Genomic DNA, 22,196 nt, shown 5'->3' on the forward strand with positions numbered 1-22,196 from the left:
ATACTGCCTGCTAATTTACCTACTTTAAGAAATTACTGCTATTTACTTGCCTTGTCGAATATAATGCGCGAGTAATTCATCAATTATTGACTATATAAGATCATTTAATGAATAAATCTGTTTATCAAAAACTTGAGATTCTTGTTGAGCGCTTTGAAGAAGTGCAAGCATTATTGTCTGATCCTGAGACCATAGCTGATCAAGAAAAATTTCAAGCATTATCGAAAGAGTTTTCTCAATTAGAAGTTGTTACTTCTGCATTTCATGCCTTTCAAGAAGCTGAAGATGATTTTGCTACCGCAGAAGAAATGCTTAAGGACGATGATCCTGATATGCGTGAAATGGCGCAAGAAGAGTTTAAAGCCGCAAAAAAAGCGGTAGAAAAAATGACTGAAGAGCTGCAAATTTTATTGCTGCCACGTGACCCGAAAGACGATAACAACTGTTTTGTTGAAATTCGTGCTGGTGCTGGCGGCGATGAAGCGGCTATTTTCGTAGGCGATCTGTTCCGTATGTACAGTCGTTATGCTGAAAAGCAAGGCTGGAAAATTGAATTAATGAATTCAAATGAAAGTGAGCAAGGCGGCTTCAAAGAAATTGTTGCTAAAATTAATGGTGAAGGCGTTTACGGGCAAATGAAATATGAATCTGGTGGTCATCGTGTACAACGTGTACCAGAAACAGAATCACAAGGCCGTGTACATACCTCTGCTTGTACCGTGGTTGTTATGCCTGAAATTCCAGAGTCACAAGCTATTGAAATTAATAAAGCTGACTTAAAAGTTGATACCTTTAGAGCCTCAGGCGCTGGTGGTCAGCACGTTAACAAAACTGACTCGGCTATTCGAATTACTCATATTCCAACCGGTGTTGTGGTTGAGTGTCAAGACCAACGTTCGCAGCATAAAAACCGCGCGCAGGCGATGTCGGTTTTGCAGGCACGTCTACAGCAAGCTGAAGACGAGAAGCGTCGCAGCGAAGAAGAATCTTCACGTCGTAACTTGGTGGCAAGTGGCGACCGCTCTGAACGTATTCGCACCTATAACTTCCCACAAGGGCGTATGAGTGATCATCGAATTAATTTAACCTTGTATCGTTTGGGCGAAATTATGGAAGGCAGTTTACAGCTGGTGTTAGAGCCAATTATGCAAGAAAGTCAGGCAGACTTATTAGCTGAGCTTGCTGAGCAAAACTAGTGTCCAAATTTGCAGTATCACCTGTGTTATCGGTGCAAGAACTTTCATCGATGACACTTGCTCAATTAATTGCCTTTGGGCAGCAATGTTTGTTGCCCGTGTCTGATAGCGCTAAGTTGGATGTTGAATTACTGGTTTGCTTTATCATTGATAAACCCAGAAGTTATTTATTGACTTGGCCTGAGCGTAAACTCTCATTAGAGCAACTTAATGATTTTGCTGAGTTATTAAAGCGTCGTATTCAAGGTGAGCCAATTGCATATCTTATTAAAGAACGTGAATTTTGGTCTTTGCCTTTGCAAGTTTCGCCTGCAACATTAATTCCTAGACCTGATACCGAAGTACTAGTGGAGTTGGTGCTAAGTCAGCATACAAGCGCTACGCTAAACTGCTTAGATTTAGGAACAGGAACCGGTGCCATTGCACTGGCGCTTGCGTCTGAACAACCACAATGGCAAATTGACGCGGTAGATTTTAGTCATGACGCTGTTGCTTTGGCACAAACTAATGCGCAAAATTTAAGTTTACAACAGGTAAACATAGCTCATAGTGACTGGTTCTCGGCCATTCCTTTAGAGAAAAAATATGATGTGATTGTCAGTAATCCTCCTTATATTGATGAGCAAGATCAGCATTTAACTGAAGGAGATGTTAGGTTTGAGCCTACAACAGCTTTAGTTGCAAAAGATAATGGCTTAGCAGACATAAAAATTATTGCTGATCAGGCACGACACTATTTTTGTCAAACTGGCCATTTATATTTGGAACATGGTTTTGAACAATCATCAAAAGTACAAAATATTTTAATGGATTTAGGTTATGAAAATATCCAGACCTATAAAGATTACAACAATAATGACAGAATAACTTACGGCTGTTTTATCACGGCAAATTAATAAAAAAAGCTCAAACAAAATATTGGAGACTCCCTTGCTAAAACATTTACATATGACAGTTGCTGCGATCAGCATATTATTATTTACTTTTCGTTTTGCATTAACCTTAGTTAATTCAGAAAAGTTAAAGTTGAAATTTTTAAAAATTGCCCCACATATTATCGATACTTTACTACTAGGATTGGGTATTGCGTTATCAATAAAGTTGGCGTTGAATCCTGCAGAGCAGCTTTGGTTAGCTGAAAAGCTACTTGCTGTACTGGCCTATATTTTTACAGGTTACTACACCTTAAAACTTGCTCGTAATCGTATGATGCAAATTCTTGGCTTTTTAGGTGCAATGGGCTGGGTTATGTTGATTGTACGTGTGGCGATGAGTAAAGAAACGGTATTTTTAGCCGGACTATAGCTGAAAAGATATTAAAAGAGAATTCATGAACGACTTGTTGTTGTCAGAGATTAAATCTGAACAAAATGAACCACTACAAACTTTTTTACTATTAGAAGAGTTTGTTTTTGGTACAAATGAGCATGATAATGAAGAACTCGCGTCATTGGTTAGCTGGTGTCAAAAACAAACCAGTGAAGTTAAATCGCCAATTGAACGAGCCGAAGTGCTGATTAACGCCTTATTTGTTGACCAACTTTTTATTGATAAGCAACACCCGATTTGGCCCGTTATTTCGCATCAATTATCGACTGCATTAAGCCATAAATTAATTTCACCTACTTTAAAGGCAGTATTAGTTGCTCATATTGCTAACGCATGTGATTGCAAAGCGGATATTGTTTTCGTTCCAGAAAAAGCCATGATCCGAATTATTTGCGATGATAGTTATGCGATAATTTTTGATCCTGTTACTGGAGAGTCACTTAATTGGCACGAGTTAGATGCGCGAATGAGTGAAATTTCTGGAGACCCGTTTGAAATTCAAATGGATATTATGAAGCAAGAAAGCTTAGTGCTTGAGTATATCGCTAGTTTAAAAGCGGCTTTTATTCGAGAGCAAGCATACGACAATGCGCTAAAGTGTGTTGATATGCTGTTGGCGTTAAACCCAAATGACCCATTTGAACGTCGTGACCGTGGTTATTTATTACATCAATTAGATTGTTTTAAAGTGGCTTATGACGACTATCAGTACTTTGTTGAGCAATGCCCGAAAGATCCCGCAGCGCAATTATTAAAACTACAGCTAGATAAAATTTCAATTTCCGATACGATATTGCACTAATAAAACTTAGCATTGGTGTCTGAGAAAGTTATAACCGCTAATGTATTAAGAAAAAATAATAAGGATAAATAATGCAAGATACAGTTGTGGCGTCTGCGCCATTAATCACTAACGATGCTACGGTACTAGGTATTTTAGCGCTCATTCTCGGTTTTGTTTTTTATACTTCAAACAGTAGTAATGCAGCTTGTCGTTCATTTTATAAATATGTTCCAGCGTTATTAATGTGTTATTTGCTACCTTCTTTATTAAATACCTTTGGTATTGTTAGCGCTGATGTCAGTCAGGTTGATGAAGTGGCAAAATATTATTTATTGCCAGCTTGTTTAGTACTATTAACCTTAAGTATCGACATTAAAGCAATCATTGGTCTAGGCAGTAAAGCGGTTATTATGTTTTTAACTGGGACAGTTGGTGTCATTATCGGTGGTCCATTAGCATTATTAATTGTCTCTGCAGTATGGCCTGAGCTTATTGGCGTATCTGGCCCTGATGCGGTATGGCGTGGCATGGCAGCACTTGCAGGTAGCTGGATTGGCGGCGGTGCAAATATGCTAGCTATGAAAGAAATTTACGGTGCTGACGGTAAAATCTTCACTATTATGGTTACCGTTGACATTGTTGTTGCTAATATTTGGATGGCAGGTCTACTGTATATGGCCGCTAATCATAAACGCATTGATGCTAAAAACGGCGCAGATACTGCTAGTATTGACCGTTTGGTGGAAAAGGTTGAAGCCCATACTAAAGCGAATGCGAAGAACCCAGAATTAAAAGACTATATGCTCATTTTGGCAGTTGGCCTTGGTGCCGCAGGCTTTGCACATCTAGCTGCAGATTATTTAGTGCCATTTTTCCAAAGTAACTTCCCTGAGTTAAAGAAATTTAGCTTACACAGCAAATTATTCTGGATCATTGTTTTAGTCACCACAATCGGTCTGACGCTATCTTTTACTAAAGCAAGAAAACTTGAGTCTGTAGGTGCCTCAAAAGTTGGAAGTAGCTTTTTATATGTGCTAGTTGCCACGATAGGCTTACATATGGATATTACACAAATTGTTGAAGCGCCTAAATATATGGTCATCGGTCTAATTTGGATGGCTGTACATGTTGTTTTATTATTTGCTGTAGGTAAGTTTATAAAAGCACCAGTATTTTACTTAGCGGTTGGTAGTAAGGCCAATATTGGTGGTGCCGCATCGGCGCCGGTTATTGCTTCTGCATTCCACCCATCACTAGCGCCAGTTGGCGTGCTTTTAGCCGTACTTGGTTATGCTTTAGGTACTTATATGGCATGGTTATGTGGTCAATTACTACGTATTGTTGGCAGCTAAGCTCACTATTAATTGGGGCTAATATTTTAGCCCCCAAAAAATTTGGAAAACATTATGGCAAAGCAACTAATTTCACTAGCTGACATTGAAATTGCAAATGATAAACCATTTGTCTTGTTTGGTGGTATGAACGTGCTTGAGTCTCGTGATTTAGCAATGAAAATTGCCGAACATTACGTGCAAGTAACTCAAAAACTAAATATCCCTTACGTATTTAAAGCATCGTTTGATAAAGCAAATCGCTCGTCTGTTAGTTCATATCGTGGTCCAGGCATGGATGAAGGCTTGAAGATTTTCCAAGAAATAAAGTCAACTTTTAATGTACCTGTTATTACTGATGTACATGAACCCCATCAGGCAGCCCCCGTAGCGGAAGTTGCTGATATTATTCAGTTGCCAGCTTTTCTTGCCCGTCAAACTGACTTAGTGGTCGCTATGGCAAAAACGGGCGCTATTATTAATGTTAAAAAGCCACAATTTCTAGCAGCACATGAAATGCGCCATATTATTAATAAGTTTGGTGAAGCGGGTAATGAAAATATTATTCTTTGTGAGCGTGGTAGCTGCTTTGGGTACAATAATTTAATTGTAGATATGCTAGCAATGGATGAAATGAAAAACTATGCACCAGTTATGTTTGATGCCACGCATGCATTACAGCGCCCTGGCGGGCGAGAAGACTCTGCTGATGGTCGACGTGCACAAGCAGCGCAATTAGCGCGTAGTGGCATGGCAATTGGTATTGCGGGATTGTTTATTGAGTCACATCCAGATCCACTTGCTGCGAAATGTGATGGTCCTTGTGCGTTACCATTAGATAAACTTGAGCCGTATTTAAGACAAATGAAAGCACTTGATGATTTAGTGAAAGGTTTTGAACCGTTAGTCACGGGATAAATTCTTTAAATGCTTTCATTAAAAAGAGCGCTAATAGCGCTCTTTTTTATTATGGAGAATTGCTATTTTTAGTGTCAATGAGAGTGATTAACTCTTATCTAAATGATGAAAGTCAATATTTTCGATATTTTTACCCGCATCTTCATCATTGAATATGGTTTCATCAAACTGTTTTTCAGACTTTCCTACAACTAAGGTTACCATGCTGTCACCAGTAACATTAACGGCTGTTCGTGTCATATCGAGTAAACGGTCTACTCCGATAATTAAGCCTATCCCTTCAACTGGCAAGCCCACTTGATTAAGTACCATTGCAAGCATAATTAAACCGACACCAGGAACACCAGCTGTACCAATAGATGCAAGCGTAGCGGTTAATATTACCATTAAGTAGTCAGCCAAAGTTAAGTCTATATTGTAAACTTGAGCGATAAATACCGTTGCCACACCTTGCATAATAGCGGTACCGTCCATGTTAATTGTTGCGCCTAACGGTACTGTAAAAGAAGATATTGAATTATTAACACCTAGCTTCTTGGTTGCTGTTTCTAATGTAATTGGAATTGTTGCGTTACTGCTTGACGTAGAGAACGCAAATAACGCGGCGTCACGCATTTTCTTTAAGAAAATAAACGGGCTTAATCTAGTTAGTAGTTTTAAAATAACCGGATAGGTAATTAATGCGTGTGCAATGAGCACAAAAAATACGCATAAGAAATACCAAGCAAGGTTTTTTAATTTGTCTAATGGTAAGTCAGTAAATAAACCGGCAAGTAAACAGAATACACCATATGGCGCTAGGTTCATCAAAATGGTTACCAGACGCATTACAACTTCATTCATATCTTGAAATATGCTTGCAACACGCTCGCCTGGCTTACCTGATAAGGCAATTGCCATACCAAATAGCAATGCAAAAATAATTACTTGAAGCATGTTACCTTGCGCAAAGGCATTGAAAGGATTTGTAGGAAACATGTCAATGAACACTTGAGCAAGTGGTGGTGAATCTTTGGCAATAAATGTTGTATCGGTTGCTTTATCAACACCGGTACCAGGCTCTACCAGTAAGGCAACAAACATAGCTAGGCTTATTGCAATAGCCGTTGTGGTTAAATATAAACCAATGGCTTTTCCGCCAATTCGACCAAGTTTTGAGGTGTCTTTTAGTGAGCAAGTTCCGCAAATCAACGAAACAAAAACTAAAGGTACAACGAGCATTTGTAAGCTTGCAATAAAAATTTTACCTATCACTTCAAATAAACCATCGACAAATAATGCTCGAATAGAGATATCGAAAAGATAGAGAGGAATAACAAAATCACTACCATTTGGCATGAGCTTTTGTAAAAGAAAACCAATAACAATACCGGCAACCATGCCGATAACAATTCTGGTGGTTAAGCTTGCTTGCTTTTTTTCAGTCATATTATTCTAGTTTTAAGAAGCGGTAAGGTATTATGTTGTTGCTAGAATAAGAAATCAAATGATTAACTAACATTGCTAAGTACAATGAAATTATGTTTTTTTTGCTAATCACTGACCTTTTTAGAAAAATTCGGTTAAGATGAGAGATGTTGATGATAAAAATTACCAGGGAGATGCTTTTTATGGCGCTACTTCAACGCTTTAGTTTAATTTTACTGTTTGCAACCTTAGTTGGTTGTGGGGGTAGTAGTGGTGGGTTTGATGAAGACCCAAGTGATGGCGGTGGAGGCACCACTCCTGAGGCTATTACCATTTCATTAGCAATTTCTGATACTACAGTTACTGGTGCTGCGCCAGTAACCGTAACCGCCACGGTAATGCAAGGCACTACTGCTATAGCGAATCGGGCCGTTACGTTTACTACTACCTTAGCCGCTTTTTCTCCAGCATCAGGTTCTGCATTAACTGATGCTAGTGGTGTAGCAACTATTACCTTAACTGCAGGCAGCGTGCGTGGTGCAGGTGAAATATCAGCATCGATATCTTCTGGTGAATCATCAACGGTACCTTTAGGGTTTTCTACTCAAGGTGATGACATTGGTACTGTTGGGGATGTTAATATTAGCGTGGCACTTGTTGATAGTGATGGTAATCCAACTGATACTATTACTGCATCTCGTCCAGGTAAGGTCATTGCGAGCGTTGATGGAATTAATATTCCTGTAATTGTTACATTCTCATCTACGGTTGGTGATATTCCTATTGCTACAGCAATTACTGATAGTAATAACCAAGCTAAAGTCGATGTCTTTGCTGGCGCTTCATTAGGTGCTGGTGAAATTACAGCGAGCATAAATAGTGGTGAGTCAGGAAATGTCTTACTTGTTGTTGGTTCATCTACGGTTGTAATGGGCAGTGGCGAACCGTTTGTAGAAGGTAACGCAGACATTAGCTTAGCGCAGATATCTGCTGGTGGTACAACAGTTGTTTCAGTACGAATACTGGATGATCAAGGTAACTTGTTTACTGAGGCTGTTGAAGTTAACTTTTCTTCAGGCTGTACAAGTTTATCTACCCCAACAGCAACATTAAGTAGCCCTATTACTACGTCAAATGGTATTGCCACTAGCACATATTTGGCTAAAGGCTGTGTTGGCGATGATCCTATTAATGTAACGGCCAATGCAGGCGGTATTAATTTATCGGCTAGTGGTAAGGTTAATGTTTTACCGGCTGATGTAGGTAGTATTGAGTTCGTCTCTGCGTCCCCTGAAAATATTTCTATTCTAGGCACTGGTGGCTTAGGTGGCTCTGAAAGTTCAATCGTTGTATTTCGTGTACTAGATACCAATTCAAATCCTGTGAACAACCAGGAGGTTAATTTTTCTCTTAATACAGATGTGGGCGGTATTAATTTAATCCCGACAAGTGCAACAACAGATAATAATGGTTTAGTTCAAACGGTTATTAATTCTGGTACCGTTGCAACAAGTGTGCGAGTGCAAGCAACTATTACGGATAGTTCACCTGTTACGTCTTCACAATCAAGTCTATTAGTCGTGTCTACCGGTATTCCAGATCAGGATAGTTTTACTTTATCAGCATCGACATTAAATCCAGAAGCTTGGAATATTTCTGGTACAGAAGTCACAATAACTGCACGTATGGCTGATGCTTTTAATAACCCTGTGCCAGATGGGACTGCGGTAACTTTTACAACAGAGGGGGGCTCGATAGAGCCTTCATGCACTACTACTAATGGCGTATGTTCTGTTTTATGGCGCAGTCAACAACCTCGACCGGAAGGTCATGTATTAGGTGATATTAATAATTTGAATCACCAACCTGAAGCTATTAATACAATGGGACAGAAGTTTGGTGGCCGAGCTACAATTTTAGCCACAGCTATAGGGGAAGAATCGTTCCCTGATACCAATGGTAATGGTCGTTTTGATGCCGCAGAAATGGCAGCGTTTTTGGGAACTAATGTTAGTGGCGAGCTTTATGATTTGAAAGAAGCATTTGTTGATCACAATGAAGATGGACTTTTCAATCCGTCAGAAGCAGGTGGAGAAGCCGGTGGTGAACTAGAGGTACCTGGCTCTGGTGATTTCAACAACAATGGCGTATTTGACCTTGATGATAACCTTTATAATGGTGTTTTGTGTTCAATTCCAGCACACGTGGGCTGTTCTACCGTACAAAACTCAATAAACGTTCGAGGCTCATTGGTACTTGTTATGTCGACTAGTGGCGGTCGTGGTGTTATCACAGGGACATTCGACGCTGTAGCTGCGACTGTTGATCATGATAACGATGTAAATACGCCTGAAATTGCGAACCCTAACTTAGATTCGACAGATAATACATTATACATTGCAGGTGAAAGTACTGGGACAGTGAGTTTTAATGTTGCTGATTTACATAACCAACCAATGGCTGCTGGTACAGTTATAACAGCGTCAACTACTGTTGGTTCTGTGGTAAATGGTAGCAGCTTTACTTGGCCTAATGATAATCACAATGGCGGTGTTAGCTTATCTGTAGGCATAAAAGGGGAAAGTGAGCCTGTTTCCGGTACACTATTCTTGACGGCAGAGTCACCAAGTGGAGTAGTATCTCAACTAGGTAGCGTGAGCATTGTTATTCAATAATTTAAATAACAGTCAGTAAAAAGCCGCTCATTGGAGCGGCTTTTTTTTATATTTGGCGAAAATTGTTAGTTTACGGAGTTAAATGAAATAATAAAGAGGTTACTTATTTATCTCTGCAATTAAAAATGCTGAAATTTCTCCACCTGCTTTTAAGGTTCTATCACGGCTTTCTGTACCTAAGCCAGTGCTGTCAGTAAAAGGTGCTATTTCCATCATATCAGCACCGGTAATAGGGCATTGAGCAGCTACAGCACGTAATATTTTCATTGCTTCAGCAGGCGATAAACCGTCAGGCTCTGGCGTGCCAGTTGCCGCTGCGTATGTTTCATCTAATGCATCGATGTCAAAACTAACGTAAACTTCATCAATATTATCAGCTTTAAGTTGTGCAATTATCTTATCGATAATCGCATCAACGCCTTGTTCTTTCACTTCGTGCGCCCAGTGTTGTTTGACTCCAAAAGTGCTTTCCCAGTGTGACTTTGGTTTACCACTTGAGCGGATACCTACTTGAATTAGATCTTTGTTGTCAGTTAAATCATCTAGAATATGCGTGCACCATGAACCAAAACATAAATCAATACCTAAACGTTCAACGAGCAAGTCAGTATGAGCATCAAAGTGCACAATGGCAGCACGTTTGCCTTGTTTCTTTTTAGCTTGTAAGTACGCTTTTGTTAGTGGGTAACTTATTGAATGGTCGCCTCCTATACCAAAAACCCCTTTATCTGGAAATTCAGCATAAAAGTCATGTAATACGTCTTCAGTAATGGTTAATGGGCTAACAGCCAATTCACTTTCTGGGTTTTGATATAAGGCTTTACGGCAGTTTGCTAGGGTCGCTTCATTTAGGTATTTATCATGCAATAAATGTGGGATAACTCTTACGTCACCTAAATCAAACGCTGTTAAGTTAGGGTACTGTTCTAATAAAGTTGAACGAACAAAAAGCGGCCCCCAATTTGCGCCACGTAAAATGCCGCCACCACAATCAGAGGCGATACCCAAAATAACAGCCTTGCCTGAATTTGGCAGTGTATCAAGGCTGTTTTGCCATAATGACTCTATGTCGTTTGATTGGCCAAACAAAGCATTATGTAGCTGTTCTTTGCGTTCTTTAGCTGTATTAACGGTAAAAACGCCGTTTCCTGGCGGACATAAACTTTGAGTGATTTTATTTTTAAATGCTGACCATGAAGCTGTCATGTATATTCTCTTCCTAGTAAAAGGTATTGAAATTCACTTAAATGAACGCAAACTACCTGAAGTGGGTTATTAAAAAATACTGCTTACGGCGAGAAACTAGAGTTTTTTGAACTTTAGCCCTTAAGTTTTTATAAAAAGTCGATTATGATGGCGCCGAAAAATTCGTATCATTATAGCTAAAAGTAGTAAAAAGGCATATATATAAAAAATTATTGCTTGTCAGCTTGCTAAATTACAGATATATCTAATAGTAATTTTAGTCTCAAACTTAATTTTACGTCTTAGCATGGTTCACAATTACAATTTTTGTTAGGTATTTAGCTCGCGCAATATTTAGCAAATAGGTGTTAAAAGCTTAGACGAAACTGACGATAGTCAGCTTAGTAGGAATATAGAATCATATGGCAAAATCTCTGGTAATTGTGGAATCGCCAGCCAAAGCGAAAACAATTAACAAGTACCTTGGTAAAGACTTTATTGTAAAATCGAGTGTAGGGCATGTTCGTGATTTACCGCATGGTAGCACTGGCAAAAAAGTTGCAGCAAAGTCTCCGGCCGAAGTTAGAAAGATGACACCTGCTGCAAAAGCTAAATATAAGCAAAAGCGTGACAAACAAGCACTCATAAACCGAATGGGGATTGACCCTGATAACGACTGGCAAGCAAATTACCAAGTCTTACCCGGTAAAGAGAAAGTTGTTTCTGAATTAACTAAACTTGCCAGCAATGCTGACACTATCTATCTCGCAACCGATTTGGATAGAGAGGGAGAAGCTATAGCATGGCATTTAAAAGAAATTATCGGTGGTGATGACGACAAGTTTAAGCGTGTTGTCTTTAATGAAATAACGGAAAATGCCATTCAGCAAGCGTTTGCTACACCGGGTGAATTAAGTATGCCGGGTGTAAATGCCCAACAAGCACGACGCTTTTTAGACCGTGTTGTTGGCTTTATGGTTAGCCCATTATTGTGGAAAAAAGTTGCTAGAGGCCTCTCTGCTGGGCGTGTTCAGTCTGTGGCTGTTAAGCTTGTGGTAGAAAAAGAACGTGAAATCAAAGCGTTTGATCCCAAAGAATTTTGGGAAGTTAATGCCGAAACCAAAACGGCTAAGGGACTAGATTTTACCTTAGACGTTACCCATGAAAGCGGTAAAGCATTTAAGCCTACTAATGAAGCAGACACCAATAAAGCTTTGGCTGTTTTAAAGTCAGCTGAATATGCTGTGAGTAAGCGTGAAGATAAACCATCAAAAAGCACGCCATCAGCACCATTTATTACCTCTACCTTACAACAAGCGGCAAGTACTAAATTAGGTTTTGGCGTAAAACGTACTATGGGCTTAGCGCAGCGCTTATATGAAGCGGGGCATATAACTTATATGCGTACTGATTCAACAAACCTAAGTAAAGATGCTGTTGATTCGTGTCGTGGTTATATAAGCGATAATTTTGGTGATAATTATTTACCAGAAAAAGCAAAAATTTATAGCAGCAAAGGCAATGCGCAAGAGGCGCATGAAGCAATCCGTCCATCAAATGTTAAACTTGAAGCGGCGCTTTTAAATGACGTTGATGCTGATGCGAAAAAACTGTACGAGCTTATTTGGCGTCAATTTGTTGCTTGTCAAATGACGGCTGCGCGGTACACAGTTAGTACCATTACTGTGTCTGCATCAACTTTTGACTTGAAAGCAAAAGGCCGCGTTATGCAGTTCGATGGTTGGACGCGTGTGCACCCACAACTTGCCAAAGGGGATGATAAGCATCTACCAGATTTAGCCGTAGGTGAAACATTAAATTTAGAAAGGTTAAACCCTTCGCAGCACTTTACTAAGCCGCCTGCACGATTTGGTGAAGCATCATTAGTGAAAGAGCTGGAAAAGCGTTCAATTGGTCGCCCGTCAACTTATGCATCTATTATTTCCACTATTCAAGATCGTGGTTATGTGCGTTTAGATAAAAAACGTTTCTATGCTGAAAAAATGGGTGAAATTGTTACCGATAGTTTGTCAGAAAGTTTTAAAAACTTAATGAACTATGATTTTACCGCCAATATGGAGCAAGAGCTTGATGAAGTTGCTGACGGTAAAAGTAATTGGAAAGATGTTTTAAACGGCTTCTATCATAATTTTACCGAGCAATTGTCGCTTGCTGATAAACCTTCTGAAGAAGGCGGTATGCGTAATAATGAACCTATTATTACCGACATTGATTGCCCGACTTGTGGTCGAAAAATGGGGATTAGAACTGGCTCTACCGGAGTGTTCTTAGGCTGTAGCGGTTATGCTTTACCGCCAAAAGAGCGCTGTACAACCACCATGAATTTAACGCCGGGTGAAGAAGCGGTTAGTGTATTAGCCGAAGATCAGGAAACTGAAGCACTTCGAGCTATGCATCGTTGTCGTAAGTGTAGTACAGCGATGGATAGCTATTTAATTGATGAAACTCGTAAACTACATGTTTGTGGTAATAATCCAGTTTGTGATGGCCTTGAATTAGAAAAAGGCGAATTCAAACTTAAAGGTTATGACGGCCCAATACTTGAATGTGATCGCTGTGAATCTGAAATGGAATTAAAGTCAGGTCGTTTTGGTAAATACTTTGATTGTACGAACAGTGAATGTAAAAATACCCGTAAATTATTAGCAAATGGCGAGGCTGCGCCACCTAAAGAAGATCCAGTGCAATTACCTGAGCTTCCTTGTGAAAAATCAGACGCACATTTTGTGCTACGTGATGGTGCTGCCGGTATTTTCTTAGCCGCTAATACTTTCCCTCGTTCACGCGAAACACGTGCACCGAAAGTTGAAGAACTACAACGTTTTAGAGATCGAATTTCGAGTAAGTTTTATTATTTAGCTGATGCTCCTGCAAAAGATCCTGATGGCAATCTAGCGATTGTTCGTTATAGCCGAAAAACCAAAGAACAGTACGTTATGACTGAAATTGACAATGGTGATGCTAAAGCGAAGGCTACGGGGTGGAATGCTAAATATGTTGACGGCAAGTGGGTTGAAGAGTTAGCTAAGAAAAAGCCTGCGAAAGCTAAGGCTAAACCAAAGGCTAAACCAAAGGCGAAAGCAAAGCCTAAAAAAACCGCATAACTTGATATCGAACTAAAATAAAAAGCGCTAAATTATTAGCGCTTTTTTTATGCCTTAGATATCCGCTATATTGTTTATGTGGATGCAATATAAGAAGAAATATCAGTGAAGTATTTAAGATGGTGGAGAATTATCCTAGCTATTTAATTAAAATACGCTCTATAGGAGCTTGTTATTATAATAACTCAAAAACAGGGTAACTTATTTTATAATAGGTTCACCTGATATGAGCTTTATAAACTAAGTAATGTTTTTAATTTTACAGTATTACGGCGAGATACTTCTATTTTTTTGCCATCTTTCATAGTGAGTTCATAGCCGTCTTTAAGTGTTTCAGTGATTGTTATTACCGATTGTAAGTTAATTATAAACTGCCTATTAACACGGAAAAATAATTGCTTAGGTAGTCGATATTCAACGTGGTTTAGTGTTTTTTTTACAAAGGCTTTTTTCCGTTCAAAAAAGATTTGTACGTAGTTTTTACAACTTTCAATGTAGTCGATATTAACAATTTCGATTAAATGGCACTGATCATTATCTTTTACAAAAATACGACTATTTAGTGCTAATAGTGGCTCGGTGCTGTGTTCGTCTTCATTACTTAATTTTGTTTTATCTTCTTCTGACTCCTTATAACAAACTTTGGTGATGGCTTTTGTTAATCGCTCTTTACTGATAGGTTTAAGTAAGTAGTCGATAGCATCATGCTCAAAAGCTTGTATTGCATATTCTGTGTATGCAGTGGTGAAAATGACTTTAGCTTGGTAGGTCATTTGAGTAAGTAGCTCAAAGCCATTTTGCTCTGGCATATGTATATCTAAGAAAATAATGTCAGGGTGGTATTGCTTAATTAGCTTCAATGCTGAACTAACATCTTCAGCTGAACCGACAACTATTACGTCTTTATATTCGCTCAACATCCTGACTAAACCGTTTCTGGCAAGTTGTGAGTCTTCAACAACAATTGCTTTCATGATGATGTTTCCGTAGGTAGAGCAAGAGTGACCGTGAATGTATTTTCTACTCGAGTTACTGATAATTGGGCTTGCTTACCATAGAGTAAATTCAAGCGTTGCTTGATGTTCTTCAAGCCTGTGCCTGTGCTTTGACTTGGCATTGAGGGCGAATTAGCGACAGGGTTACAGACTTCAATTATTAATAACTCATCTTTATTAGTTATATTTATACTTAATTGCGCTTTAGTTTTAATATTTTCAATACCATGTTTAATAGCATTCTCTACTAATAACTGTAAGGTCATTGGTGGTATTAAACTATGTTGACAAGAAGGAGAGAAATTGAGATGAAAATCTAACCTTTCCCCTAATTGTAAGCGCATAATATCGATATAACTTTCTATAATCGTTAACTCATTTTCAATAGCGATTTTATCTTTTTTACCACAGGTCAGGGAATATCGTAATATTTCTGAAAATGTGGTGATCATCTTATCCGCATGTGCGGCATTTTCGTGAATCATAAAACGAATATTGTTCAAACTATTAAACAGAAAATGTGGATTGAGCTGATTGGTTAAACTAGATAGTTCGGCTTCTTTTAAGCTATTTTCTAACCGTAAGTTTTTTAGTTCGGATTCTTTTGCTTGTCGGTTTGTGGTAACTGCAATATACATAAAGGCCCAAGTACTAATGAATAATAAACTTATTACACTGTTACCAAAAATAAAATCAGCCAAGCGACCAAATAATGTTCTATGTTCTTTTGCTAAAACTTCAGCGCTAAAAAGTTCAGACCAAAAAAACGGAGATATAACAGCTAAAAGTAAGAGCGATACCATTAAAGCTAATATTAGTGATACCAACAAGACCAAAGGAATTTGCTTGGTCATACTAAAACGTTGCCAACACCACTGTTGATAATAATGCCGAAAAATAAGTACCGAGCCAGTATAAAGCGGCAGCCAAGAAACTTGGATGATGATATTTAACAGAAAGTGCCGCTCGACTAGCATAAATAAAACTAGTTGCACTAGCGTCATTACCGCTAATAAAGAGCCATGATATAGCCAAAAAGTTTTATTTTTTGGAAAAAAGTACAGGGTGTTTTTCATATGAAATAGTTTTATTTATATGTGATATAAGAGCCAAATACGAAAGCCAATCATACCGTAACTGGCTAGTAAAATTACATTTATCAAGTGTATTATGCAAATAGAAGAACTTAACCAATAGCCTATTGATTTTTCTTTACTACTTTTCATTTTCCAAAGGCGAAATAAACTTGTGATAGTGACTATGGGATAACAAAGGCTTAACGTTAAAATGGTTAATGAAAGAGCGGATACTTTGCTAATCGCATCTAAATTCGCATCAGCCAGTACAAGAGATGATATAAAAGCAACTAGGCTAATACTTGTAAAGCAAGGCCATAATCGGCAGGTTATTTGCTGCTGTGATAATGTTTTCCGATAATAATTTAGCGGCAACCAAAACATGGTAAATAGTATGGTACCTGTTGTTAGAGTAAGTACGGTGATGACTAGCAGTATTTTACTCCAAACACTCATTTGGGACACGGCTACATACAAATTCATATCTACCTGTATTGCTTGACCGAGGAGAGGGTCATTCACAAGAGCAATTGATGATAAACCATTATTTGGGTTAGCTAATAAAATTTCATTTATCGAATATGCAGAGCTTGATTTACCGCCTAAAATAGGTGAGATATAGAGGTTATTATTATCGAAAGAGAAGACCCTAAAATTGAACAAATCATTAAAAATATCTTCTAAATTATTACGTGGGTTTACTTTTTTATAATAGCCCGCTATATGTTTGAACGCATTTGGCAGCTCTTCTAATGTAGTATCATAAGGTTTTACGTCCCTTACGATATACTCCCTAATTAGCTTAGCAATTTGATACATCGCTGCACCATTTCCTGAACTCATTATAACATAACCGCTGTTAAGCTTTGGCACGTAAGCTAGACTTGCCGCGGCACCATTTATAGCGCCATCATGGCCATGAAAAGCGGTGTTATACGTGCCATAACCGCTGCTGTAATTAGTTATACCGTAACCTGCCGTTATTCCCAGAGCTGAGCCTAAGGTAGTTTTTGGCGTTTTCATACGTTGAAACGATGCTTTACTTATTAACTTACTCCCTGAGAACTCTCCTTGTTGTAGGAGGAAACCTAAAAAATTAGCCATATCAGCGGGAGAAGTATTAATAGCACCAATAGGACGATAAATTAAAGATTCGTAATCTTGTGCTTCATCTAAAATATAAGTTGTGGTCATCACTTTATTACTATCTGGCTTAAAATATGTACTGTTATCCATCCCAAGTGGTATAAAGAAATTTTTGCTAATGTAATCTTCGAATGGCATACCTGCTGTTTTTTCGACAATATAACTTGCAACCGCTGTTCCCACGCCGCTATAAGCATGTCTTGTCCCTGCCGGCCAGCGCGATTTTCTTGCGTTTGGAAAGAGCATTAGAGCTTTTTTTAAGGCAATAGGTTTGGTTTCATTATGTGCAAATTCAGCCAAAGTCAGGTCACCCCAACCAGAGGTATGCTCTAATAAATGTGCTAATAAAACAGGGTGCGTACCATGCCATTTATTTTCAAAAGTAATGTCAGGTACTAAGTCTCGAACTTTATCATCTAGACTCAATCTTCCTTCTTCTACTAATTTAAGTACAGCAAGCCCAATCAACATTTTTGAAATTGAGCCTATACGAAATAGTGAATGTTGGTTTATTGCCGTATTATCGGCTAAGTTAGCTGTACCTAAGCTAGTTATCCAAACAGCTTCACCGTTATCAATAAGTACAACACCTAAAGCAGGTATATTAGCTAATTTTTGAATCTTGATTATTTCTTGTTGTAACTGATCCAAGTCTTTTTGGTCGTTTTCAGCATCAACTGAAAACGACCAAAAAAATATACTCATCTGTAAAGTTATTGCCGTGAAGTAATTTTTTAATATTAGTTTAGTTTTACGTTGCACCTGTTACTGCCTTTTTATTTTAAAGTGAGCCTTTTGTGCTAATTTAATATGAAAAATATCGCTTTAGGTAATTAGGTGCTAAGTGGCAAAATAGGTGGATAAACGGTAGTTAATGACATTATTTTGAGTAGATGTATTTAGCTGCTGTTCTAAGCGGCTCCTGTAAACTGAATGATATGAACTTTAAGGCTTGAAGATCTCTATATTTGGGGCGGAAACAATTTAATGTTGTAATTAGGTGCTTTAACATGAAAAAGTTAGTACCTAAAAAGAAAAATCAGCCATCGACATTGAACCTAAACAGACCAATGTTCATTAAGGTTGTGTCGCATTCTTGTTGTGCATTTTATTATTAATTATTCACCAAACTCAATGGCGTCAATCACACGTCGTGCTTCTGCAATTGTACAGTCAGTGCGCTGCATTAACTCTGTTACTGTGATGCCCGCTTTCTTTTGGGCAATATTCACTAACATATCAAAGCCTAAATTTTTTCGTTGTTTCGATAGGTGTGTTGCTAGCCACTGCCAACTAGGCTCATCACTCGCTTCTATAGCGTGAATTGTCGTTTCTAATTGTTCAAACGTTGCCTTAAGTTGCCAATTTCTTGAGCGACCAATACGGTTTAGCTCACAGCCTTGTTCACGTATTATCGCTTTTAATGCATAGGCCTTTAATACTCTTCTTAAAAAAGAGGGCAGGGTAATGTAAGGAATTTGGTTTTTAGGTGTTTTCATGTTCGAGCGTTAAAAACAAAAGCCAGCTTTAAGGCTGGCCTTTGTTAAATTAAGATTTGCGTTACCACTTTTTCTTAGGTTGAAATAATAAGTCTAAATCATCTTCTTCAGCTTTTGCTTTTTTCGCAGCATCTTTGGCATTGGTATTTTTTAACGAAGACGTAATTTCTTCCAATGTTGACTCAATTTCAACGCGTTTAGTTTGACAATATTCTGTTTGAACAGGGCTTTCTGAGATGGTTTGTAATGCTTTTTCAAAATATTGGCGAGCTGAGCCTAACATTTCTTTTTGATGAGCCATATTACCGCGCTTTTGCAAGCTTTCTACACTGATTTTAAGCTGAATTGCTGATAATTTATGATCTTCTTGACTATATGTTTGCGCATCTAAGTTGCCTTTTGTTTGCTCAGACTTCAGCGTCACTCGTAATTTCTTTATACATTGTAAGATTCCAACTAAATGTTGCTCATTGTCAGGTAAGTTAAAACTTTGCTCACTCGTTGTTGCCGGGCTACTTTTGCTGGCGTTTACTCTAGCATCCATTTCATGGACGCGTTTAGTGATAGTCTTGTTTTCTGGCATGATCTTCGCCATCGCCATCGCGGCGTTTAAACTGCGATTGTTTAGTATCTCAATTAATGTTGGGTTGCTCGGTAAATTAGCTAGGCTGACGATTAACTCTTCAGTCTCGTCAATAATTGCTTTTTGCTTAGCGACTTTGGCACGCTTTTCTTGTTCTAGTTTTTCTTTGTGCTGTTGTATTGCGTTGACTACCACGACAATGATAATTAAAGCGATAATTAAAGCGATGATAATGAACATGTTTAATTCTCTATTTTAAAAAATATAAATTGCTAAGGTAGCAGTCTACAAAAATTGTTCGGTGAAGCAAAGGAGAAAGCATTTTCTTTTCAGGTATTAACAGCAAAATAACATTTAGCAATGCTAATGTAATAGGCATTTGCTTGTTAAATTATAGTGCAATTTGGCTAGGCGAAGATTATTTGTACAAAATATAAAAATAATATGGAATAAATTTTCATTTAAGTATATATTTTTCGAATAAGAAAATTCCGAATTACAATTATGAAGCTGCAGCAACTCCGTTATATCGTCGAAGTATTGAACAATAATTTAAATGTTTCCGCTACCGCAGAAAGTTTATTTACCTCTCAACCAGGCATTAGTAAACAGGTTAGAATGCTTGAAGATGAGTTAGGTATTCAAATTTTTGGTCGAAGTGGTAAGCATTTAACTCACGTTACCTCTGCTGGCAATGAAGTGATCAACATTGCCACGGAAATTCTTTCAAAAGTCGAGGCTATTAAAGCGGTTGCACGCGAACATACTCAACCTGACGAAGGTAAATTGCGTATTGCAACCACTCATACGCAAGCTCGATATGCGCTACCTGACGTGATTCAGGGCTTTATGAAGAAATATTCGAAAGTTTCCTTGCATATGTACCAAGGTACGCCAGCACAAATTAGTGACGCTTCCAGTAAAGGGGAAGCAGATTTTGCTATTGCTACTGAGTCTTTGCATTTGTATAACGACTTAGTGATGTTGCCTTGTTATCATTGGAATAGAAGTATTATTGTTAAACCAGACCATCCACTAGCGAATAAGAGCAATATAACCATTGAAGATATTGCGAAATATTCTTTAGTGACATATGTGTTCGGTTTTACGGGTCGTTCAGAGTTAGATGCTGCATTTAGCCAAATAGGTGTTGAGCCTAAAATTGCATTTACCGCAACTGATGCCGATGTGATTAAAACATATGTGCGTTTAGGCGTTGGTGTCGGGGTAATTGCCAGTATGGCCATGGATCCTAAAATTGATGACGATTTAGTTACCATTGATGCGAGTCATTTATTTACACCAAGCACTACCAAAATTGGTTTTAGACGCGGTACATTCTTACGTGGTTATATGTTCGACTTTATTGAACGTTTTGCGCCGCACTTAAATCGTGATCTCGTAACACGTGCCATTTTGTTAAAGAATAATGCTGAAATTGATGAAATGTTTGCCAACATTAAATTGCCAACACGATAGGCGAAATTTATTTTGCTCATAAAAAAAAGCCGTATTAATACGGCTTTTTTGTATTTGAAATATTAATGGTTAACTATAAGCAATTAACACTCGATAATATTAACCGCTAAGCCACCGCGAGAAGTTTCTTTGTATTTAGTTTTCATATCATTACCTGTGTCCCACATGGTTTTGATCACTTTATCCAATGAAACTTTTTGTTTTCCTGTACCGCGAAGCGCTAAACGAGAGGCGTTAATGGCTTTTACTGAGCCCATAGCGTTACGTTCAATGCATGGCACTTGTACTAAGCCGCCAACCGGATCACAAGTTAAACCTAAGTTGTGCTCCATGCCAATTTCAGCAGCATTTTCAACTTGTACTGGCGAGCCGCCCATAATTTCAGTTAGTGCGCCAGCAGCCATTGAACAGGCTACGCCAACTTCAGCCTGACAACCGCCTTCAGCACCTGAAATGGTTGCATTGGTTTTATATAAAATACCGATTGCGGCTGCGGTTAATAGGTAGCGAATGCAGTCATCATCGGTCACAGGTTTTATAAATTTATCGTAATAGCATAATACAGCAGGAATTATACCTGCCGCGCCATTGGTTGGTGCCGTAACAACGCGGCTACCGGCTGCGTTTTCTTCATTAACCGCTAAGGCAAATAAATTTACCCAATCCATTGCTGAAAGTGGGTCGACATTTTTTTCTACATTCAATGCTCGGTGTAGTGCCGGCGCACGACGAACAACCTTTAGACCACCAGGTAGAATACCTTCTGTAACCATGCCGCGATCAACGCTGGCTTTCATGGCATGCCAAATGTCAATGAGCCCTGCGCGAATACTCTTGTCATCTTGCAAGCACTTTTCATTGTCCATCATGATGGTGCTAATACTTAAGCCCTTGTCATTGGCAAGCTGCAGTAATTCATCTGCAGTGGAAAAGCGATGCGGGCGATTAATATTTGAATGAGTTGACAAGGCTTTGTTTTTTTCTTTTTCAAAATCGCAATCTTTAACAATAAAGCCACCGCCAATTGAATAATAAGTTTCTTCAAATATAACCTCATCACCACTATAGGCAAATATAGTCATGGCGTTGGCATGAGCAGGTAAAGTTTTACGGCGATGATAAATGATGGCATTAGACTTAGGGAAGTCGATCAAATGCTGCATGTTTAAGTTTATTTTTTCACTGGCAACCACATCTGCCAAGGTTGACTCAATAGAATCAACAGGAATCGTTTCTGGGCTTTGCCCAGTTAGGCCTAAGATTACGGCTTTGCCCGTACCATGGCCAATGCCGGTTTGACCTAACGAGCCAAATAATTCGCATTTAACTCTATCAGTTTTGGCTAATTTATCTTGTGCTATAAGATTTTCAACAAAAAGCTTTGCTGCTTTCATTGGGCCAACGGTATGAGAACTGGAAGGACCAATCCCTATTGAAAACATATCAAATACACTAATCATAAATAAAC

Annotated in this window: 17 protein-coding genes; 9 read left to right on the plus strand and 8 right to left on the minus strand. The window is 38.5% G+C overall.

The window, feature by feature from the left end:
* Positions 1 to 107: 107 nt before the first annotated feature.
* The 6 genes from prfA to kdsA all read left to right on the plus strand — a co-directional run bounded on the left by prfA (position 108) and on the right by kdsA (position 5,558).
* Entirely contained in the window at positions 108 to 1,196 is a 1,089-nt protein-coding gene (gene prfA / locus AC27HL_RS05780) for a peptide chain release factor 1 (protein ID WP_487079671.1), read from the plus strand.
* 50 nt (positions 1,197 to 1,246) lie between these two features.
* Positions 1,247 to 2,092: a peptide chain release factor N(5)-glutamine methyltransferase gene (gene prmC / locus AC27HL_RS05785; RefSeq protein WP_487079914.1), complete on the plus strand. Its 846-nt coding sequence runs from the start codon at positions 1,247 to 1,249 to the stop codon at positions 2,090 to 2,092.
* A gap of 34 nt (positions 2,093 to 2,126) precedes the next feature.
* Positions 2,127 to 2,501 carry a SirB2 family protein gene (locus AC27HL_RS05790; RefSeq protein WP_487079673.1) on the plus strand — a complete coding sequence of 125 codons (375 nt, stop codon included), beginning with the start codon at positions 2,127 to 2,129 and terminating at the stop codon, positions 2,499 to 2,501.
* A 25-nt stretch (positions 2,502 to 2,526) separates the two neighbouring features.
* Positions 2,527 to 3,327 (plus strand): tetratricopeptide repeat protein, encoded by an 801-nt coding sequence (locus AC27HL_RS05795; protein ID WP_487079674.1) that lies wholly within the window; start codon positions 2,527 to 2,529, stop codon positions 3,325 to 3,327.
* 71 nt (positions 3,328 to 3,398) lie between these two features.
* Positions 3,399 to 4,661, plus strand: coding sequence for a DUF819 family protein (locus AC27HL_RS05800; protein WP_487079676.1), 1,263 nt, complete (start codon positions 3,399 to 3,401; stop codon positions 4,659 to 4,661).
* Positions 4,662 to 4,715: 54 nt separating this feature from the next.
* The gene (gene kdsA, locus AC27HL_RS05805; protein WP_487079677.1) at positions 4,716 to 5,558 is read left to right on the plus strand and encodes a 3-deoxy-8-phosphooctulonate synthase; all 843 of its coding nucleotides are present in this window, start codon (positions 4,716 to 4,718) and stop codon (positions 5,556 to 5,558) included.
* 87 nt (positions 5,559 to 5,645) lie between these two features.
* On the opposite strand, the gene AC27HL_RS05810 is transcribed toward kdsA, so the two are convergent.
* Positions 5,646 to 6,986 carry a dicarboxylate/amino acid:cation symporter gene (locus AC27HL_RS05810; protein WP_487079679.1) on the minus strand — a complete coding sequence of 447 codons (1,341 nt, stop codon included), beginning with the start codon at positions 6,984 to 6,986 and terminating at the stop codon, positions 5,646 to 5,648.
* A gap of 182 nt (positions 6,987 to 7,168) precedes the next feature.
* On the opposite strand from AC27HL_RS05810, the gene AC27HL_RS05815 reads away from it, so the two are divergent.
* The gene (locus AC27HL_RS05815) at positions 7,169 to 9,640 is read left to right on the plus strand and encodes a hypothetical protein (protein ID WP_487079680.1); all 2,472 of its coding nucleotides are present in this window, start codon (positions 7,169 to 7,171) and stop codon (positions 9,638 to 9,640) included.
* Between the two features lie 99 nt (positions 9,641 to 9,739).
* On the opposite strand, the gene AC27HL_RS05820 is transcribed toward AC27HL_RS05815, so the two are convergent.
* Positions 9,740 to 10,846 (minus strand): arginase family protein, encoded by a 1,107-nt coding sequence (locus AC27HL_RS05820; RefSeq protein WP_487079681.1) that lies wholly within the window; start codon positions 10,844 to 10,846, stop codon positions 9,740 to 9,742.
* Positions 10,847 to 11,247: 401 nt separating this feature from the next.
* Here AC27HL_RS05820 and topA point away from each other — a divergent pair, with 401 nt between their 5' ends.
* Positions 11,248 to 13,950: a type I DNA topoisomerase gene (gene topA, locus AC27HL_RS05825; RefSeq protein ID WP_487079682.1), complete on the plus strand. Its 2,703-nt coding sequence runs from the start codon at positions 11,248 to 11,250 to the stop codon at positions 13,948 to 13,950.
* Positions 13,951 to 14,183: 233 nt separating this feature from the next.
* Here topA and AC27HL_RS05830 read toward each other — a convergent pair whose 3' ends face one another.
* The 5 genes from AC27HL_RS05830 to AC27HL_RS05850 all read right to left on the minus strand — a co-directional run bounded on the left by AC27HL_RS05830 (position 14,184) and on the right by AC27HL_RS05850 (position 19,489).
* The gene (locus AC27HL_RS05830; protein ID WP_487079683.1) at positions 14,184 to 14,924 is read right to left on the minus strand and encodes a LytR/AlgR family response regulator transcription factor; all 741 of its coding nucleotides are present in this window, start codon (positions 14,922 to 14,924) and stop codon (positions 14,184 to 14,186) included.
* A complete protein-coding gene (locus AC27HL_RS05835; protein ID WP_487079685.1) occupies positions 14,921 to 16,021 on the minus strand; it encodes a sensor histidine kinase in 1,101 nt (366 codons plus the stop codon). Before AC27HL_RS05835 ends, AC27HL_RS05830 begins: the two co-directional genes overlap by 4 nt.
* A 15-nt stretch (positions 16,022 to 16,036) precedes the next feature.
* Positions 16,037 to 17,872 carry a serine hydrolase domain-containing protein gene (locus AC27HL_RS05840; RefSeq protein WP_487079686.1) on the minus strand — a complete coding sequence of 612 codons (1,836 nt, stop codon included), beginning with the start codon at positions 17,870 to 17,872 and terminating at the stop codon, positions 16,037 to 16,039.
* Between the two features lie 413 nt (positions 17,873 to 18,285).
* The gene (locus AC27HL_RS05845) at positions 18,286 to 18,666 is read right to left on the minus strand and encodes a ribosome recycling factor family protein (protein WP_487079688.1); all 381 of its coding nucleotides are present in this window, start codon (positions 18,664 to 18,666) and stop codon (positions 18,286 to 18,288) included.
* A gap of 61 nt (positions 18,667 to 18,727) precedes the next feature.
* Entirely contained in the window at positions 18,728 to 19,489 is a 762-nt protein-coding gene (locus AC27HL_RS05850; RefSeq protein WP_487079690.1) for a hypothetical protein, read from the minus strand.
* A 264-nt stretch (positions 19,490 to 19,753) separates the two neighbouring features.
* On the opposite strand from AC27HL_RS05850, the gene cysB reads away from it, so the two are divergent.
* On the plus strand, positions 19,754 to 20,728 hold the full coding sequence (gene cysB / locus AC27HL_RS05855; protein WP_487079692.1) for an HTH-type transcriptional regulator CysB: 975 nt from the start codon (positions 19,754 to 19,756) through the stop codon (positions 20,726 to 20,728).
* An 83-nt stretch (positions 20,729 to 20,811) separates the two neighbouring features.
* On the opposite strand, the gene AC27HL_RS05860 is transcribed toward cysB, so the two are convergent.
* Entirely contained in the window at positions 20,812 to 22,188 is a 1,377-nt protein-coding gene (locus AC27HL_RS05860) for an L-serine ammonia-lyase (protein WP_487079693.1), read from the minus strand.
* Positions 22,189 to 22,196: the final 8 nt, after the last annotated feature.

This window comes from Colwellia aquaemaris, assembly GCF_057548755.1.

Excerpts from the sequence above, each read along its gene's own strand:
- cysB (WP_487079692.1), top strand. The coding sequence starts at position 19,754 with ATGAAGCTGCAGCAACTCCGTTATATCGTCGAAGTATTGAACAATAAT.
- AC27HL_RS05815 (WP_487079680.1), top strand. The coding sequence starts at position 7,169 with ATGGCGCTACTTCAACGCTTTAGTTTAATTTTACTGTTTGCAACCTTA.
- kdsA (WP_487079677.1), top strand. The coding sequence starts at position 4,716 with ATGGCAAAGCAACTAATTTCACTAGCTGACATTGAAATTGCAAATGAT.
- AC27HL_RS05835 (WP_487079685.1), bottom strand. The coding sequence starts at position 16,021 with ATGAAAAACACCCTGTACTTTTTTCCAAAAAATAAAACTTTTTGGCTA.
- AC27HL_RS05845 (WP_487079688.1), bottom strand. The coding sequence starts at position 18,666 with ATGAAAACACCTAAAAACCAAATTCCTTACATTACCCTGCCCTCTTTT.
- AC27HL_RS05820 (WP_487079681.1), bottom strand. The coding sequence starts at position 10,846 with ATGACAGCTTCATGGTCAGCATTTAAAAATAAAATCACTCAAAGTTTA.
- AC27HL_RS05850 (WP_487079690.1), bottom strand. The coding sequence starts at position 19,489 with ATGTTCATTATCATCGCTTTAATTATCGCTTTAATTATCATTGTCGTG.
- AC27HL_RS05830 (WP_487079683.1), bottom strand. The coding sequence starts at position 14,924 with ATGAAAGCAATTGTTGTTGAAGACTCACAACTTGCCAGAAACGGTTTA.
- AC27HL_RS05800 (WP_487079676.1), top strand. The coding sequence starts at position 3,399 with ATGCAAGATACAGTTGTGGCGTCTGCGCCATTAATCACTAACGATGCT.
- prmC (WP_487079914.1), top strand. The coding sequence starts at position 1,247 with ATGACACTTGCTCAATTAATTGCCTTTGGGCAGCAATGTTTGTTGCCC.
- AC27HL_RS05860 (WP_487079693.1), bottom strand. The coding sequence starts at position 22,188 with ATGATTAGTGTATTTGATATGTTTTCAATAGGGATTGGTCCTTCCAGT.
- AC27HL_RS05840 (WP_487079686.1), bottom strand. The coding sequence starts at position 17,872 with ATGAGTATATTTTTTTGGTCGTTTTCAGTTGATGCTGAAAACGACCAA.
- topA (WP_487079682.1), top strand. The coding sequence starts at position 11,248 with ATGGCAAAATCTCTGGTAATTGTGGAATCGCCAGCCAAAGCGAAAACA.
- prfA (WP_487079671.1), top strand. The coding sequence starts at position 108 with ATGAATAAATCTGTTTATCAAAAACTTGAGATTCTTGTTGAGCGCTTT.
- AC27HL_RS05810 (WP_487079679.1), bottom strand. The coding sequence starts at position 6,986 with ATGACTGAAAAAAAGCAAGCAAGCTTAACCACCAGAATTGTTATCGGC.
- AC27HL_RS05795 (WP_487079674.1), top strand. The coding sequence starts at position 2,527 with ATGAACGACTTGTTGTTGTCAGAGATTAAATCTGAACAAAATGAACCA.